Origin of the sequence: Oerskovia sp. NPDC056781 (genome assembly GCF_042789955.1) — a bacterium.
Classification (GTDB): Bacteria; Actinomycetota; Actinomycetes; order Actinomycetales; family Cellulomonadaceae; genus Oerskovia; species Oerskovia rustica.
On record NZ_JBHUAD010000105.1, the window covers coordinates 1 to 13476 of the forward strand.

General features: G+C 72.4%; 12 protein-coding genes. 3 read left to right on the plus strand and 9 right to left on the minus strand.

The features are described 5' to 3' along the window. Positions 1–27: 27 nt before the first annotated feature. The 5 genes from caiB to ACFRCR_RS10760 all read right to left on the minus strand — a co-directional run bounded on the left by caiB (position 28) and on the right by ACFRCR_RS10760 (position 7199). A complete protein-coding gene (gene caiB, locus ACFRCR_RS10740; protein ID WP_377677422.1) occupies positions 28–1233 on the minus strand; it encodes an L-carnitine CoA-transferase in 1206 nt (401 codons plus the stop codon). Beyond that, on the minus strand, positions 1233–2366 hold the full coding sequence (gene caiA, locus ACFRCR_RS10745) for a crotonobetainyl-CoA dehydrogenase (protein WP_377677424.1): 1134 nt from the start codon (positions 2364–2366) through the stop codon (positions 1233–1235). The genes caiB and caiA overlap by 1 nt, the downstream gene beginning before the upstream one ends. Before the next feature lie 43 nt (positions 2367–2409). Beyond that, a complete protein-coding gene (locus ACFRCR_RS10750) occupies positions 2410–3375 on the minus strand; it encodes an alpha/beta hydrolase fold domain-containing protein (protein WP_377677426.1) in 966 nt (321 codons plus the stop codon). After that, positions 3375–4751: an MFS transporter gene (locus ACFRCR_RS10755; protein ID WP_377677427.1), complete on the minus strand. Its 1377-nt coding sequence runs from the start codon at positions 4749–4751 to the stop codon at positions 3375–3377. The genes ACFRCR_RS10750 and ACFRCR_RS10755 overlap by 1 nt, the downstream gene beginning before the upstream one ends. A 393-nt stretch (positions 4752–5144) precedes the next feature. Then, positions 5145–7199 (minus strand): M13 family metallopeptidase, encoded by a 2055-nt coding sequence (locus ACFRCR_RS10760; protein ID WP_377677429.1) that lies wholly within the window; start codon positions 7197–7199, stop codon positions 5145–5147. Between the two features lie 59 nt (positions 7200–7258). Here ACFRCR_RS10760 and ACFRCR_RS10765 point away from each other — a divergent pair, with 59 nt between their 5' ends. Further along, the gene (locus ACFRCR_RS10765; protein ID WP_138824903.1) at positions 7259–7717 is read left to right on the plus strand and encodes a ribose-5-phosphate isomerase; all 459 of its coding nucleotides are present in this window, start codon (positions 7259–7261) and stop codon (positions 7715–7717) included. Between the two features lie 39 nt (positions 7718–7756). Beyond that, positions 7757–8785, plus strand: coding sequence for an Fpg/Nei family DNA glycosylase (locus ACFRCR_RS10770; RefSeq protein WP_377677430.1), 1029 nt, complete (start codon positions 7757–7759; stop codon positions 8783–8785). 10 nt (positions 8786–8795) lie between these two features. On the opposite strand, the gene eis is transcribed toward ACFRCR_RS10770, so the two are convergent. Next, the gene (gene eis / locus ACFRCR_RS10775) at positions 8796–10136 is read right to left on the minus strand and encodes an enhanced intracellular survival protein Eis (protein WP_377677432.1); all 1341 of its coding nucleotides are present in this window, start codon (positions 10134–10136) and stop codon (positions 8796–8798) included. A gap of 206 nt (positions 10137–10342) precedes the next feature. On the opposite strand from eis, the gene ACFRCR_RS10780 reads away from it, so the two are divergent. Then, positions 10343–10711, plus strand: coding sequence for an MGMT family protein (locus ACFRCR_RS10780; protein WP_377677434.1), 369 nt, complete (start codon positions 10343–10345; stop codon positions 10709–10711). Positions 10712–10808: 97 nt separating this feature from the next. Here the strand turns inward: ACFRCR_RS10780 and ACFRCR_RS10785 are convergent, their stop codons facing one another. From ACFRCR_RS10785 to ACFRCR_RS10795, 3 genes are all read right to left on the minus strand, one after another. Then, the gene (locus ACFRCR_RS10785) at positions 10809–11858 is read right to left on the minus strand and encodes an LLM class F420-dependent oxidoreductase (protein ID WP_377677436.1); all 1050 of its coding nucleotides are present in this window, start codon (positions 11856–11858) and stop codon (positions 10809–10811) included. Positions 11859–12067: 209 nt separating this feature from the next. Beyond that, positions 12068–13063 carry a DUF1648 domain-containing protein gene (locus ACFRCR_RS10790; protein ID WP_377677437.1) on the minus strand — a complete coding sequence of 332 codons (996 nt, stop codon included), beginning with the start codon at positions 13061–13063 and terminating at the stop codon, positions 12068–12070. Further along, entirely contained in the window at positions 13060–13413 is a 354-nt protein-coding gene (locus tag ACFRCR_RS10795; protein ID WP_377677439.1) for a GntR family transcriptional regulator, read from the minus strand. Before ACFRCR_RS10795 ends, ACFRCR_RS10790 begins: the two co-directional genes overlap by 4 nt. Between the last annotated feature and the right edge of the window lie 63 nt (positions 13414–13476).

Here is a 13476-nt window from a genome sequence, read left to right on the forward strand (position 1 = left end):
GTCCTCGTCCCGCGCGCACCCGGTCGCTCAGCCCCTGCGGATCGTGCCGTTCTCGGCGAGCGCCTGGATCTGCTCCGGGGTCCAGCCGGCCTCGGTCAGCACGGCGTCGGTGTCCATGCCGAGCGAGGGCATGGGGCGCCAGATCCTGCCGGGGTTGCGGGAGAACTTGGGCACGATGCCGACCCCCTTGACGGGCGTCCCGTCGAGCGTGTCCCACTCGACGATCGCCTCACGCTGGGCGACGTGGTCCTCGGCGAGGAGCTGGTCGAACTCCAGCACGGCGTTGGCGGCGATCCCCACGGCGGAGAACTCCTCCTCGAGCTCGACGGCCTTCTGCGTGAGGCAGAACGCGTCCAGGTGGCGCTCGATGAGCTCGGCCTGCGGTCCGTCGAGCCACAGCGCGCTGGTGTCCTCGGGGTACTCCTCGGTGCCCCAGAGGTGCCCCAGACCGATGCGCTCCAGCAGGTACTTGTTCTGCTTGACGCCGTAGACGCACAGGCCCACGAAGCCGTCCGACGTCCGGTACTCGCCGATCCCGCACAGGTTGGGGTGGCGCGCGCCGGGGCGCGGGTAGACGGTGCCCGCGTTGAGGAAGTCCATCATGTAGTAGGCCCCGACCCGCATGAGGACCTCGTACATCGCGACGTCGACGCTCTCGCCCTGGCCGGTCGTGCGCACCTTCTGCAGGGCGGCGAGCGCAGACGAGGTCACCATGAGCGAGGTGAAGTAGTCACCCACGTACGGCACCGCGGCCATCGGCTGCTCGGGGGTGCCGTTCTGCGCCATGTACCCGCTGTAGGCCTGGACCGTGAGGTCGTACGCGGCGCGGTTGACGCGCGTCTCGACGCCGTACTGGCCGAAGCCCGACACGTGCACGATGACCAGGCGCGGGTTGTGCTCCCACAGGAGCTCGTCGGTGATCCCTCGGCGGGCGTAGGTGGGGCCCTTGGAGGACTCGATGAAGACGTCCGCGTCCTTGACGAGCGAGAACAGGACCTCGCGGCCCTCCTCGGTGAACGGGTTCATCGAGATCGAGCGCTGGTTGCGCCGTTCCATCTCCTTGACGAAGGTGGTGTCGCGCATCGAGTCGCCCGTGCGCGTGTTCTCGATCCAGACGACGTCGGCGCCCCACTCGGCCATGACGGCGGCCGCGGACGGGGCGGCGATCTCGACCGCGGAGTAGACGACCTTGACGCCCTCGAGGACGCCGAACCCGGGGATCGCGCCGGACATCAGCGGTACTCCTTGAGGGCGGCGCGGCCGGCGGCGAGGATCATCATCTCGTCGGTGCCGCCGGAGATCCGCTCCACGCGCAGGTCGCGGTAGAAGCGGGCCACGCGGTGGTCACCGGTGACGGCGATGCCGCCGAGCACCTGGATGGCGTCGTCCACGACCTCGGACGCGGCGCGAGTGCAGTACAGCTTGGCCATGGAGCAGTCGCCCTTGCCGAGCAGCCCGTTCTCGGCCTTCCAGGCGATCTCGTAGATCATGTTGCGCATGTTCGTGAGCTTGATCCTCATGTTCGCGAACTTCTCCTGGATGAGCTGGTAGCGCGCGATCGCCTCGCCACCCTGCACCCGCTGGTTCGCGTACCGTGCGGCGTCCTCGAACGCGCACAACGCCCACCCGTAGTCGCACGCGGCGACGAGGAAGCGCTCCAGGTCGAAGTCCGCGACGGTGCGCGCGAAGCCCTCGCCCTCGCCGCCGAACATGTCCTCCTCACGGAGCTCGACGTCGTCGAAGTAGATCTCGCAGCACGAGTCCATGCGCAGGCCGAGCTTGTCGAGGGGCTCCTTGCTGATGCCGGGGAGCGTCATGTCGACGAAGAGCTCGGAGTACTGGTCCATGTCCTCGGCGTTGCGCGCCATGACGACCAGGTAGGGCACGTGCTTGGACGACGTGATGAAGGTCTTGTGGCCGTTGAGGTAGACCTTGCCGTCGCGACGCGTGTAGGTCGTGGACATCTTGGCGAAGCTCGAGCCGGCGCCCGGCTCCGTCATCGCGAAGTTCCAGATCTGCTTGCCGGTGCCGACCAGGGCGAGGATCTTCTCGATCTGCTCGGGGCTGCCGACGCGCAGGACGGTCTCGAGCGTCGGGAGCTGGTAGAGCACGTAGGTGGGGACACCGAGGCGTCCGAGCTCTTCCCAGACCGCCGCGATCGTGGTCCAGCCCGCGTCGAGGCCGCCGCGGTCCTCGGGCAGGAGGATCGTGTCGACGCCGAGCTCGGCGAGCTCGGCGACGAACCGCTCCGGGTACTCGTGGTCCTTGTCGCACTGGGCGAAGTAGGTGTCCCAGTTCTCGCGGGCCATGAGCTCGCGGATGGCCTGGACCATCAGCTCCTGGTCCTCGGTGAGGGAGAAGTCCATGAGAGGGCCTTTCGTTCGGGGTGGTGGTGGAGTCGTGGTGCGCTCAGACGAGCGCGGCGGTGACGCGCCGGTGGAACGCGGCGCCCTCCGCGAGGACCTGGCGGGCCTCGGGCAGCATCCGTGAGTGGTGCAGGAAGCCGTGCAGGACACCGTCGACGACGTGCAGGCGGTGCTCGACGCCGTGCGCGGCGAGCAGTGCGGCGAGGGCCCGGCTGTCGTCGAGGAGAGGGTCGAGCGCGCTCGCCACCAGGTACGTCGGGGGGACGCCCTGCGAGAGGTCCGCGGAGAGGCAGTCCAGGGAGGGGCTGCGAAGGTCCTCCGGGTCGGAGGTGTACGCGGCGAGGTAGCCGTCGAGGTCCTCGGGGGCCAGCCCGTCCCACGCCCCGCCGAACAGTCGGCGGGACACGGAGTCGCGCAGGCCGAAGAGGCCGTAGTAGAGCAGGAGCGACTCGACGACGGGGCCGCCGTGGTCGCGGAGCCAGAGGGTCGCGGCGAGGGCCAGGTTGGCTCCGCCGGAGTCGCCGGCGAACGCGACGCGTCCACCGGTGACCCCGAGCTCGTCCGCGTGCTCCGCCACGTGACGGGCGACGGCTGCGCACTCCTCGACGGCCTGCGGGAGCTTCGCCTCGGGCGACAGGGCGTAGTCCACGCCGACGACCACGGCCCCGGTCGCGTCCGCGAGGGCTCGCATGATGCGGTCGTGCGTGTCGAGACTGCCGACGACGAAGCCCCCGCCGTGGACGTAGAGTAGCGCGACGCCGTCGGACTGCCGGACGGGGTGGTAGCGGCGGATCCGGACCGGCCCGTACGGCCCGGCCACGGTGTCGTCGACGGTCCGCGCCATGCGGGGGCCGCCCTCGTTCCAGTACACCCGCTCGGTGGCGTAGCGGCAGCGCTGCTCGCGGACGGTGGCGTCGGGGGCGAGCGCGGGTCCCTGGAGCCGCTCCTGGAGGGCGAGCACCTCGCGCATGCGGGGCGTCAGGCGGGCGAGGACGTCGACGGCGGACATCAGGCGTTCACGGGCTCGGGCTCGGCGGACTCGCCGGCGGCGAGAGCCTGCGCCGCCTCGTAGCGCGCGTCGAGCTTCGCCTGGTTGGCGCGTACGTAGCGGTTCAGCAGCAGTGCGCAGGCGGAGGCGACGACGGCGGAGCCCACGAGGATCCAGAAGATCTGCGGGTAGGCGGCGCCTTCGTTCCCGGCGGCGTCGGCCTTGTCGATGATCGAGCCGAACCAGGTGCTCGAGAAGGTGTCCGGCAGGAAGCCGACGAGCGACACGACCCCGGTCGCGGCACCGAACGCGGCGAGCGGGACCTTGCCCTCGGTGAGCTGGGAGGACACGATGCCGAACACGCCGTTGGCGATGAAACCGAGCGCGACGCCGATGAGGGCCACCGACAGGATCAGGCCGGTGCCCGCGGGCAGGACGCCCGGCACGGGCACGATCGCGAGCACGGCGATGCCGACCGCCGCGATCAGCGAGCCGATCCAGATGACGCGCGACGGCTTCTTCGCCCGGAAGGCGAGGGCGCCGAAGACGGGACCGGCGAACAGGGTCACGCCGTACTGGCGCAGGACGCTGAGGATGTTGTTGAGCGTGGCGTCGGCGCCGAGGTAGGTGAGGTAGGTCGTCGCGTAGTTGACGCCCGTGTAGTAGAAGTACACGAAGAAGACGGTGACCGCGGTGATGAGGACGACGGGGTTCGTCAGGGCGCGCCCGGTGTCGACGAGCACCTGCTTGGCGGAGCGGACGCTGCCGATCTCGCCCTCGAACTTCGGGATCATGACGAACGCGAGCACGCCGAGCAGGAGGATGAGCACCGCGTAGAAGAGGAGGAAGGTCCGGAAGGCGCCGGCGGCGTCGCCCGCCGCGCGGGCGAGGACCCAGGTGCCGACGAGACCGGCGAGGAAGCCCGCGAGGCCGTAGAAGCCGTAGCTGATGCCGATGTTGCGCGAGTACTCGTTCTCGGCCGAGATCAACCGCACGAGCTTGTAGCGGCAGCCCCACCACAGCAGGATCGTGGTGATGCCCATGGCGACGAAGATCAGCAGGAGGGTGCCGTACGACGGAAGCATCGCGTACCAGAAGGTCAGCGCCGCGGTGAGGACGAACCCGGTCGAGCACAGGGTGCGCATGCGCACGCGGTCGGCGACGAGGCCCGAGGGCAGGTAGCAGATCGTCGCGGTGATGGCGTAGGCGCCGAGCAGTGCGCCGATCTGCGTGTTGGACAGGCCGAGCGCGGACTTCTGCGCGTCGTAGAAGGCCTGCTTCAGGTAGGCCGGACCGTAGATGGTGCTACTGCCGGCGCTGACCAGGATCAGGATGAACCACCGACGGAAGGTCGTCAGGTCCGCGGCCTTCTTCTCTCCTTTGGCGACGATCGCCATGTGCCCTCCTCAGAGCTGTCACGCACTCTCGTAGTGCGACCTGGACCACACTGCTCCCTCGAGGAGATGACACGGGAGGGTTTCGGCGTCATGACGACAAGGTGCGTAGGGGGCGCTGCGGACCTGAGTAGAGGAGCGGCCGGGCCTGAGTGCAAGAACCCTCTTACCGGGCGGTAGGTTTTACGAGAGGACTCACGAGGCGCGGAAACAAGCGGCTTGTACTTTTCTTCACAAGACGTGGCGTGCTTCCCCGGTGCGTCGGGCCGCCCGGCAGAGGGTCCGGCGGCGGCCCGTGCGCTCCCGGGAGACGGCGACGGCCGGTGCCGCACCCCGTGGGGGCTGCACCGGCCGCCGGGCCGCTCGTGACGCCGCGAGACCCGCGGCGCCCACCTGTCACCAGATGCGGACGCGCTCGGTGGGGGCGAGGTACAGCGCGTCGGACTCCGACACGTCGTACGCCTCGTAGAACTCGTCGAGGTTGCGCACCACGCCGTTGCAGCGGAACTCGTTGGGCGAGTGCGGGTCGGTGGCGAGACGACGCACGACCTCCTCGTCACGGCCCTTCGACTGCCACACCTGGGCCCAGCCGAGGAACACGCGCTCGATGCCCGTCAGGCCGTCGACCACGGGCGCCTCGGACAGGGGGCGGCCCAGTGCGATGCGGTACGCCTTGAGTGCGATCGACAGCCCGCCCAGGTCCCCGATGTTCTCCCCGATCGTCAGCGCGCCGTTGACGTGCGGGCCGTCGTCGGGCAGCTGGACCGGGCGGAACGCGTCGTACTGCGCGATGAGGGCCTTGGTGCGGACCTCGAACTCGGCCCGGTCCTCGGGCGTCCACCAGTCCTCCAGGCGCCCGTCGCCGTCGTACTTGGAGCCTTGATCGTCGAACCCGTGCCCGATCTCGTGGCCGATCACGGCCCCGATCCCGCCGTAGTTGACCGCGTCCTCGGCGTCCGGGTCGAAGAACGGCGGCTGGAGGATCGCCGCGGGGAAGACGATCTCGTTCATGCCCGGGTTGTAGTACGCGTTGACCGTCTGCGGGGTCATGAACCACTCGTCGCGGTCGAGCGGCTTGCCGATCTTGCCCAGCTCGCGGTCCTGGTCGAACGCGTTGGAGCGGCGCACGTTGCCCAGCAGGTCGTCGGCCTCGATCACGAGCGCCGAGTAGTCGCGCCACTTGACCGGGTACCCGATCTTGGGCGTGAACGCCTCGAGCTTGGCGAGCGCCTTGACCTTGGTCTCCTCGGTCATCCAGTCGAGGCCCTCGATGGACTCGCGGTAGGCCGCGACGAGGTAGGCGACGAGCTCTTCCATGCGGGCCTTGTGGGCGGGTGGGAAGTGCCGCTCGACGTACACCGCGCCCACGGCCTCGCCCAGTGCGCCCTCGACGAGCGAGACACCGCGCTTCCAGCGCTCGCGGACCTCCTGCGCCCCCGACAGCGTGCGGCCGTAGAAGTCGAAGTTCGCCTCGACCAGCTCGTCCGTGAGGTACGGGGCACGCGCCGAGACCAGGTGGTACACGGCCCACAGCTTCCAGTCCTCGACCGGGACCGACTGCCACAGCTCCGCGAAGCCCGTCGCGAAGCCGGGCTCGCGGACCACGAGCGAGTCGAGCGAGCCTGCCGGGGCGCTCAGGGCCAGGACCCACGCGTGCCAGTCGAAGCCCGGGGCCGAGTCGGCCAGCGTGCGCAGCGTCATGGGGTTGTACGTGAGGTCCGCGTCGCGGTCGCGCACGACGTCCCAGTGGTGCGCCGCGAGCTGCGTCTCGAGGGCCAGCACCCGCTCGGCCGCCTCCTCGGGGGAAGCGCCCCAGGTGTCCGCCGTGACGCCCGCGAGCGTGAGCATGCGCGCGACGTGCGGCACGTACTTGGCCCGGATCTCCGCGTACTGCTCCTCGCGGTAGTACGCCTCGTCGGGCAGGCCCAGCCCGCCCTGGTACAGGTAGGCGACGTACTTCTCGGGGTCCTTGGCGTCGTTGTCGACCCAGAACCCGAACGCGCCCGCCCCGCCCGTGCGCTGCAGCGCACCGAGGGCGCCCGTGAGCTCGGCCGGGTTCGTGGCGGCCGCGATCAGCGCGAGGTCCGGCGCGAGCGGGCTCACGCCGCGCGCCTCGATCGTGTCGGTGTCCATGAAGCTCGCGAAGAGCGCGCCGATCTGCGCCTGGACGCCCGTGGCGTCCCCGGCCTGCGCCGCGGCGGCGCTGTCGTCGATGATCTCGCGCACGTGCTCCTCGGCCTGGTCGTGCAGCGCGCGGAACGCGCCGTCCATCGACCGGTCGGCGGGGATCTCGTGGGTCTCGAGCCAGCGGCCGTTGACGTGCCGGTACAGGTCGTCCTGCGGACGGACGGCCGGGTCGAGGGCGGACAGGTCGATGCCGGAGGTCGCCGTTCGCGCAGTGCCCGCGGCGGTCGGGTCCCCGCCCGTGACGGAGGGTGTGGTCTGTGTCATGCGTCTCAGGTTATGCGAGCAGGGGCGCAGGCGGGGAGCGCATCGGGGATGATGGGGCCATGCGCGTTCACATTGCAGCGGACCACGCGGGGTACGAGCTCAAGGCTCACCTCGTCACGCACCTCAAGAGCTCGGGCCACGACGTCGTGGACCACGGCGCCCACGAGTACGACGCCCTCGACGACTACCCGTCGTTCTGCATCGCGGCCGGCGAGGCCGTCGTCGCGGAGCCGGGCAGCCTCGGCGTCGTGATCGGCGGCTCGGGCAACGGCGAGCAGATCGCCGCCAACAAGGTCGACGGCGTGCGCGCCGCCCTGGCCTGGAACCTCGACACCGCGAGGCTCGCCCGCCAGCACAACGACGCCAACGTCATCTCGGTCGGCGGGCGCCAGCACACGGTCGAGGAGGCCACGTCGTTCATCGACGCGTTCCTCGCCGAGCCGTTCAGCGGTGACGAGCGCCACCAGCGCCGCATCGACCAGCTCGCGGCCTACGAGGCCTCGCGCCACCAGGCGTGACGTCGTCCCGCTCCGTGCGCGCGGTGGACGGCGCGGCCCGTGCCTGAGGGTCACACCGTCCACCGCCTCGCGCGCACGTTCGCCGAGCTCTTCGCGGGGCAGGTCCTGGCGGTCTCGAGCCCGCAGGGCCGGTTCGCGGCCGGGGCCGCGCTGCTCGACGGCGCGCGCCTGGTCGCGTCCCGGGCCTGGGGCAAGCAGCTCTTCCTGGGCTTCGCGGACCCCTCGGCGCGCACCGAGACGCTGAGCGACGACGACCTGCGCTGGCTGCGCGTCCACCTGGGCCTCTACGGGGCCTGGACGTTCGCGGGCAACGGGAGCGCCGCCGTCGTGCACGCGATCGGCGCGCCGCGCAGGCGCATCGGTGAACGGGACTCGGTCCCGGCCGGCCCGCTCGCGTCGCTCCCCGCCCCGGGCGACGACTGGGCCCCTCCCGCGCCCCGCGGCGCGGTGCGGGTGCGCCTGGTCGGCGAGCACGCGGTCGCTGACCTCACCGGGCCCACGGCGTGCGAGGTCGTCCCGGCGGACGAGGTGCGCGCGGTCGAGGCACGCCTGGGGCCCGACCCGATCCGGGACGACCCCGCCCCCGCCGGCGGACCCGACCGCTTCGTGGCGGCCGTGCGGCGCTCGCGCACGACCGTCGGGCAGCTCCTCATGAACCAGGACGTCGTCGCCGGGGTGGGCAACATCTACCGCGCCGAGGTGCTGTTCCGTGCGGGCCTGGACCCGCTGACCCCGGGCAGGGACGTGCCCGCCGAGACACTGCGGGGGATCTGGGACGACCTGGTCGTCCTCATGCGCGACGGCGCCTCGACGGGCGCGATCGTCACGACCCGCCCCCAGGACCGCGAGCCCGACGGCGCCACCTCCCCGGGAGCGGCGTCTCGCCCGCGAGCCGGGCGTCCGGAGGTGCGCCAGAACACTGACGGCACCGCTGGGGCCGTCCCAGCCGACCAGGCGTTCTACGTCTACCACCGCGACGGCCTGCCGTGCCGGGTGTGCGGGACGCCGGTCCTCGTGAAGGACCTCGCGACTCGCAAGCTCTACTGGTGCCCGACGTGCCAGCGGTGACCCGGGGGCTCTAGAACACCCAGCTGGAGACGGGCGCCACGGGCCAGCCGAACGCGGCGCTCGCCGCGGCGAGCGCACCCGGTCGGTGCTCCGCCACGAGCCCAGCCGTCGCGAGCGAGGCGAGCGAGACGCCGCCCAGGAACGCCGAGCCCAGCTCGCGCACGTCGAGCGACAGGTCGGCCGGGTCCTCGGTGCGCTCGCACGCCGCATCCCCGAACGCCGTGGCGCGCAGGCGCCAGTGGCCGGCGTTCTCCGGGACCCGCGCGTCGGTCACGTGCAGCACCACGTCGACGTCGCCCGCGTACCGTCGCCCCGCGAGGGCCACGGGGACGTCGAGCACGCGGACCCACAGGTTGTCCGCGACCCGACCCGCCGCGGCCCGCGGGTTCACGAGGAGGTGCGTGACGACGTCGTCCACGGGGATCATGAACGGCTCGACCTCGCTCGTCAGGTCGAGGTCCGTCAGGACGCCCCACAGCGCGCGCGCGGCCGCGGCGTCGAGCGCGACGACCTCGCCCGTGCTCACGGTCCCGCGCGGACCGGTCGTCTCCCACGACAGCTTGCGGCGGAACGTCGCGTAGCCGCGCGGCTCGCCGTCCCGCTCGACGACGACGATGCGCTGCGACTCGCGGCCACGGCGGAACGCCGCCGGGTCGGACCACCAGGCCTCCTGGAGCTCGGGCGACTCACGCGTGACCCAGCCGGGCCGGTTCACGCCCGTGCCGTGCCCGCCCGGGTCCGCGCCCGCCGCGCGGTGCAGCGTGTCGACCAGCTCGCCGTGACGTGCCCGGTCGGCCTTCTCGATGCGGACCGTGTGCTCGTCGGCGCCCGGGACGTCCCGCAGGGCCGCGCCGCGCGGGATCGTCAGGCGCAGGTCCTGGGCCGCCTGGCCGTAGCCGAAGCGGCCGTAGATGGCGGCCTCGGCCGCGAAGAGCGCCGAGACCGGCTCGCCCGCGGCCCTCGCCTGCTCGAAGTGCACGTCGATCATGGCGCTGAGGATGCCGCGGCGGCGGTGCTGCGGATGGACCCCGACCCACGTCAGGCCGCTCACGGGCAGCGTCGCGCCCGGCACGGGAAACTCGGCGAACGGGTACGAGGCGTGCATGGCCGCGAGCTCGCTCACGGTCGGCACCGCGCCGTCGAACGGGACGGCGTCGGCGTCCTCGTGGTCGCTGACGACCCCGTACGACCGGGACCACGTGAGCGGGAGCGGGTGCTGGACCTGCTCGTCGAGGTCGACCTCGGACGGGAACGCCCAGGTGTCGACCTCGAGGACGGCGCGCTTGTCCGCCTCCGTCAACGACGTGAGGCGGTAGCCGGCGGGCAGGGGGCGGCGGGTGGGTTCGGTCATGGACCCATCATCACGGCGGGGCGGGGGAGCGGGCCAGAGGAATAAGCGCGCGGGCGTGCCTCCACGGCGCCCTGCCGCCGAGAAGTGAGTTGACGCCCTTGATCTGCCCGGATCAGGGGCGTCAACTCACTTCTCGACGGGGGAGGGGAGACAGTTCGCAGGTACGGCTGCCCGGTGGGCCGGAGCCCCGCGGGTAGGCTCGCCCGGTGAACCAGGAGACGGACCCGGGTGCCGCACGCCGGGAGTACGCGGACGCCGTGCTCGCGCTCGTCGAAACCATCCCCGCCGGGCGGGCCATGACGTACGGGCTCGTCGCGGAGATCGTCGCTGAGACTCTCGGGCGGGGCGGTCCGCGACAGGTGGGGCAGGTCCTCGCTCGGTCCGACGGCGACGGGCCCGGCGGTCCCGGGCTGCCCTGGTGGCGCGTCGTCAACGCGGCCGGCTCGCCCCCTGCGCACCACCTGTCGACCGCGCTCGCGAACCTGCGCGCCGAGGGCTGCCCGCTGCGCCCGGGCGGCGAGCGCGTCGACCTGCGGCGGGCGGTCTGGTTCCCGGAGCAGGACCCGGACCGCTGAGTGCGGAGCAGCGCTCGCTCCCGTCGGCGTGTCGCGACAAGAGCTCCGCACCCAGCGGTTCGCCCCGCCGGGCGACCGGCTCAGCGGTCCGCCCGGCTCAGCGACCCGGGACCGGGGCGAGCAGCCCCGCGACGGTGCGCACGGCCGTCGGGTCCCCCTGGACGAGGAGCGTCGTGACCGCGGTCGCACGCCATGCCTCGAGGTCGTGCGCGATCTTGGCCGCGGGGCCGACGAGGGCCACGTCCTCGACCAGGGCCGTGGGGACCGCTGCGACGGCCTCGGCCTTGCGGCCGGCCAGGTAGTGCGCCTGGATCTCGTCGCACGCGTCCGAGTACCCGAGGCGGTCGAGAGCGTCGCGGTGGAAGTTCGCCCCCTTGGCGCCCATGCCGCCCACGTAGAGCGCGATGAAGGGGCGCACCTTGTCTGCGGCCTGCTCGACGTCGTCGGCCACCACGACCGGGACGGTCGCCGAGACCTCGAAGTCGGCTGCGGGCGACCGATCGGCCGAGCGCTTCGCGAAGCCGTCGTCGAGCAGCCCGCGGAACATCGCGTCCATGCGGGGGCTGTAGAACAGGGGCAGCCAGCCGTCCGCGACCTCGGCCGCGAGCGAGACGTTCTTGGGCCCTTCGGCCGCGAGGTGGATCGGGATCTCGGGTCGCAGAGGATGCACGGTCGAACGCAGCGCCTTGCCGAGACCCGTGGTGCCCTCGCCCGTGAGGGGGAGCTGGTAGAACTGGCCGTCGTAGGTGACCGGGCCCTGGCGAGCGATCACCTCGCGCACGATCTCGACGTACTCGCGTGTCCGGGCCAGCGGTCGGGGGTAGGGCAGGCCGTACCAGCCCTCGACGACCTGCGGGCCGGAGACGCCCAGCCCGAGGATCGCCCGGCCGCCCGAGAGGTGGTCGAGCGTCAGGGCGGCCATGGCGGTCGCGGTGGGCGTGCGCGCGGACATCTGCGCGACCGCGGTACCGAGCCGGATGCGCGAGGTGTGCGAGCCCCACCAGGCGAGCGGCGTGAACGCGTCGGACCCGTAGGCCTCCGCGGTCCAGACCGAGTCGACCCCGAGGCGGTCCGCGGCGACGACCGCCTCCTGGATCCCGGGCGGGGGACCGGCCGACCAGTAGCCGGTGTGGATGCCGATACGCATGCGTTCTCCTCGTTGTTCCTCGGCGCTGAGGTGCGGACGGGTCCGCGTGCCCGACGTGCGTCGGGCGACGGTTCCCAGGACCGGGAGTCCTAGGAACCGTCGCTCAATCTACCGTGCTCCTCGACCGGCCCCTCGACCGGCCCCTCGACCGGCCCCTCGACCGGCCCCTCGACCGGCCCCTCGACCGGCCCCCCGTCCGACCCCTCGACCTACCGTGTCCGGTCCGCGAGCGAGGTGAGGAGGGCTGCCCCTGCCGCGGCGTCGTCGATCGTCACGACGAGCACGCGCCCGCCCGTGCGCCGGACCTCCAGACCCGGCCCCTTGCGGACCACGATGCCCACGCGGCCCCCGCGACCGGCGCGCCAGCCCCAGCCACCGAACTCCCGGAACGGGTCGACCGTGACCTCGCGAGCACCCTCGACCTCGTCGAGCGGCACGAACGTGCGCGGCACCCCGAGCACCGAGCGCACCTCGAGCCCCGACGCGTCGACCGTCACGGTCCACGACGTCATCGAGGCCATGACCAGCCCCAGGACCACGGGGAGCAGGACCATCCACCACAGGCCGGTGACGACCACGAGGGCGAGCGTCCCGACCACGGCAGCACCGGCGACGGCCATGCCCGGCCCGCCGCGGGCCGTGCGGATCCAGGCGGCGCGCTCGTCCGCGCCCAGCGGGGCGCGCGGGTCGGCCGGAGAGACCGGTCCCTCGGCGGGCAGGCGGGCGTCTCTCGGCGCGACCAGCCCGGCCAGGACACCCACCACGAGGCCTGCGCCGAGGGCCACCGCGATGGCCGCGCCCACGTCGGAGGCCTGCGCGGCGTCGTCGAGCCCGCGCTGCACGCAGAGCGTGCCGAGCAGCGTCGCGCCCAGGAACGTCGCCGTGCCCGCGCTCACCCCCACGGCCGTCCGGCGGTTCGACGCGGACTGACCGAAGAACCAGCCGACGAGCCAGAAGCCCACCGCGAGGACCGCGCCGATCGCGAGCGGGACCGCGGCGCTCGCCGCGAGCGACCCGAACCCGTCGGCGGTCCCGGCGGCGTCCCAGTGCGTCGCGACCGGGTCGGGCAGGTCGTCGCGCCACGAGAACGCGACCGCGGCGCTCGCGGCCAGGACCGCGAGGGGCAGCGCCAGTCCCAGGAGCGTGGTGGACAGGCGGTGCGGGGCGGGGGTCCGGCGGCGGGTGCCGGTCGGGGCTGTGGTCATCGCAGTGCCTCCCGGAGCAGGGCGAGGGTGGTCTCGGGGGGCAGGGAGAGTGCGCGGCTCTCCCGCACGACGGCGTCGATTGCCGCTCGCAGATCCGTGTAGTCGTGCGCGGCCTGGGCCGTGACGACCGCGCCGCGTCCTCGGCGCAGGTCGACCAAGCCCTCGTCGCGCAGGTCCTGGTAGGCCCGCAGCACGGTGTGGACGTTGAGGTCGAGCGAGGCGGCGAGATCACGGGCGGCGGGGAGCCGCTCGCCGGGGTGCACCGTGCCCGCGGCGACCGCGAGGCGCACCTGGGCCGCGAGCTGCGCGAAGAGCGGCTCGCCCGCGGTGGGGTCGATGCGGAAGATCATACCGCCATACTACTAGTTGTTACTGTGCAACTAGAACAATGAGGATCGAGGAGAGGGGCGACG

Bases quoted from the DNA above. Each gene is read 5' to 3' on its own strand.
- caiB (WP_377677422.1), bottom strand. From the start codon at position 1,233: ATGTCCGGCGCGATCCCCGGGTTCGGCGTCCTCGAGGGCGTCAAGGTC.
- caiA (WP_377677424.1), bottom strand. From the start codon at position 2,366: ATGGACTTCTCCCTCACCGAGGACCAGGAGCTGATGGTCCAGGCCATC.
- ACFRCR_RS10750 (WP_377677426.1), bottom strand. From the start codon at position 3,375: ATGTCCGCCGTCGACGTCCTCGCCCGCCTGACGCCCCGCATGCGCGAG.
- ACFRCR_RS10755 (WP_377677427.1), bottom strand. From the start codon at position 4,751: ATGGCGATCGTCGCCAAAGGAGAGAAGAAGGCCGCGGACCTGACGACC.
- ACFRCR_RS10760 (WP_377677429.1), bottom strand. From the start codon at position 7,199: ATGACACAGACCACACCCTCCGTCACGGGCGGGGACCCGACCGCCGCG.
- ACFRCR_RS10765 (WP_138824903.1), top strand. From the start codon at position 7,259: ATGCGCGTTCACATTGCAGCGGACCACGCGGGGTACGAGCTCAAGGCT.
- eis (WP_377677432.1), bottom strand. From the start codon at position 10,136: ATGACCGAACCCACCCGCCGCCCCCTGCCCGCCGGCTACCGCCTCACG.
- ACFRCR_RS10785 (WP_377677436.1), bottom strand. From the start codon at position 11,858: ATGCGTATCGGCATCCACACCGGCTACTGGTCGGCCGGTCCCCCGCCC.
- ACFRCR_RS10790 (WP_377677437.1), bottom strand. From the start codon at position 13,063: ATGACCACAGCCCCGACCGGCACCCGCCGCCGGACCCCCGCCCCGCAC.
- ACFRCR_RS10795 (WP_377677439.1), bottom strand. From the start codon at position 13,413: ATGATCTTCCGCATCGACCCCACCGCGGGCGAGCCGCTCTTCGCGCAG.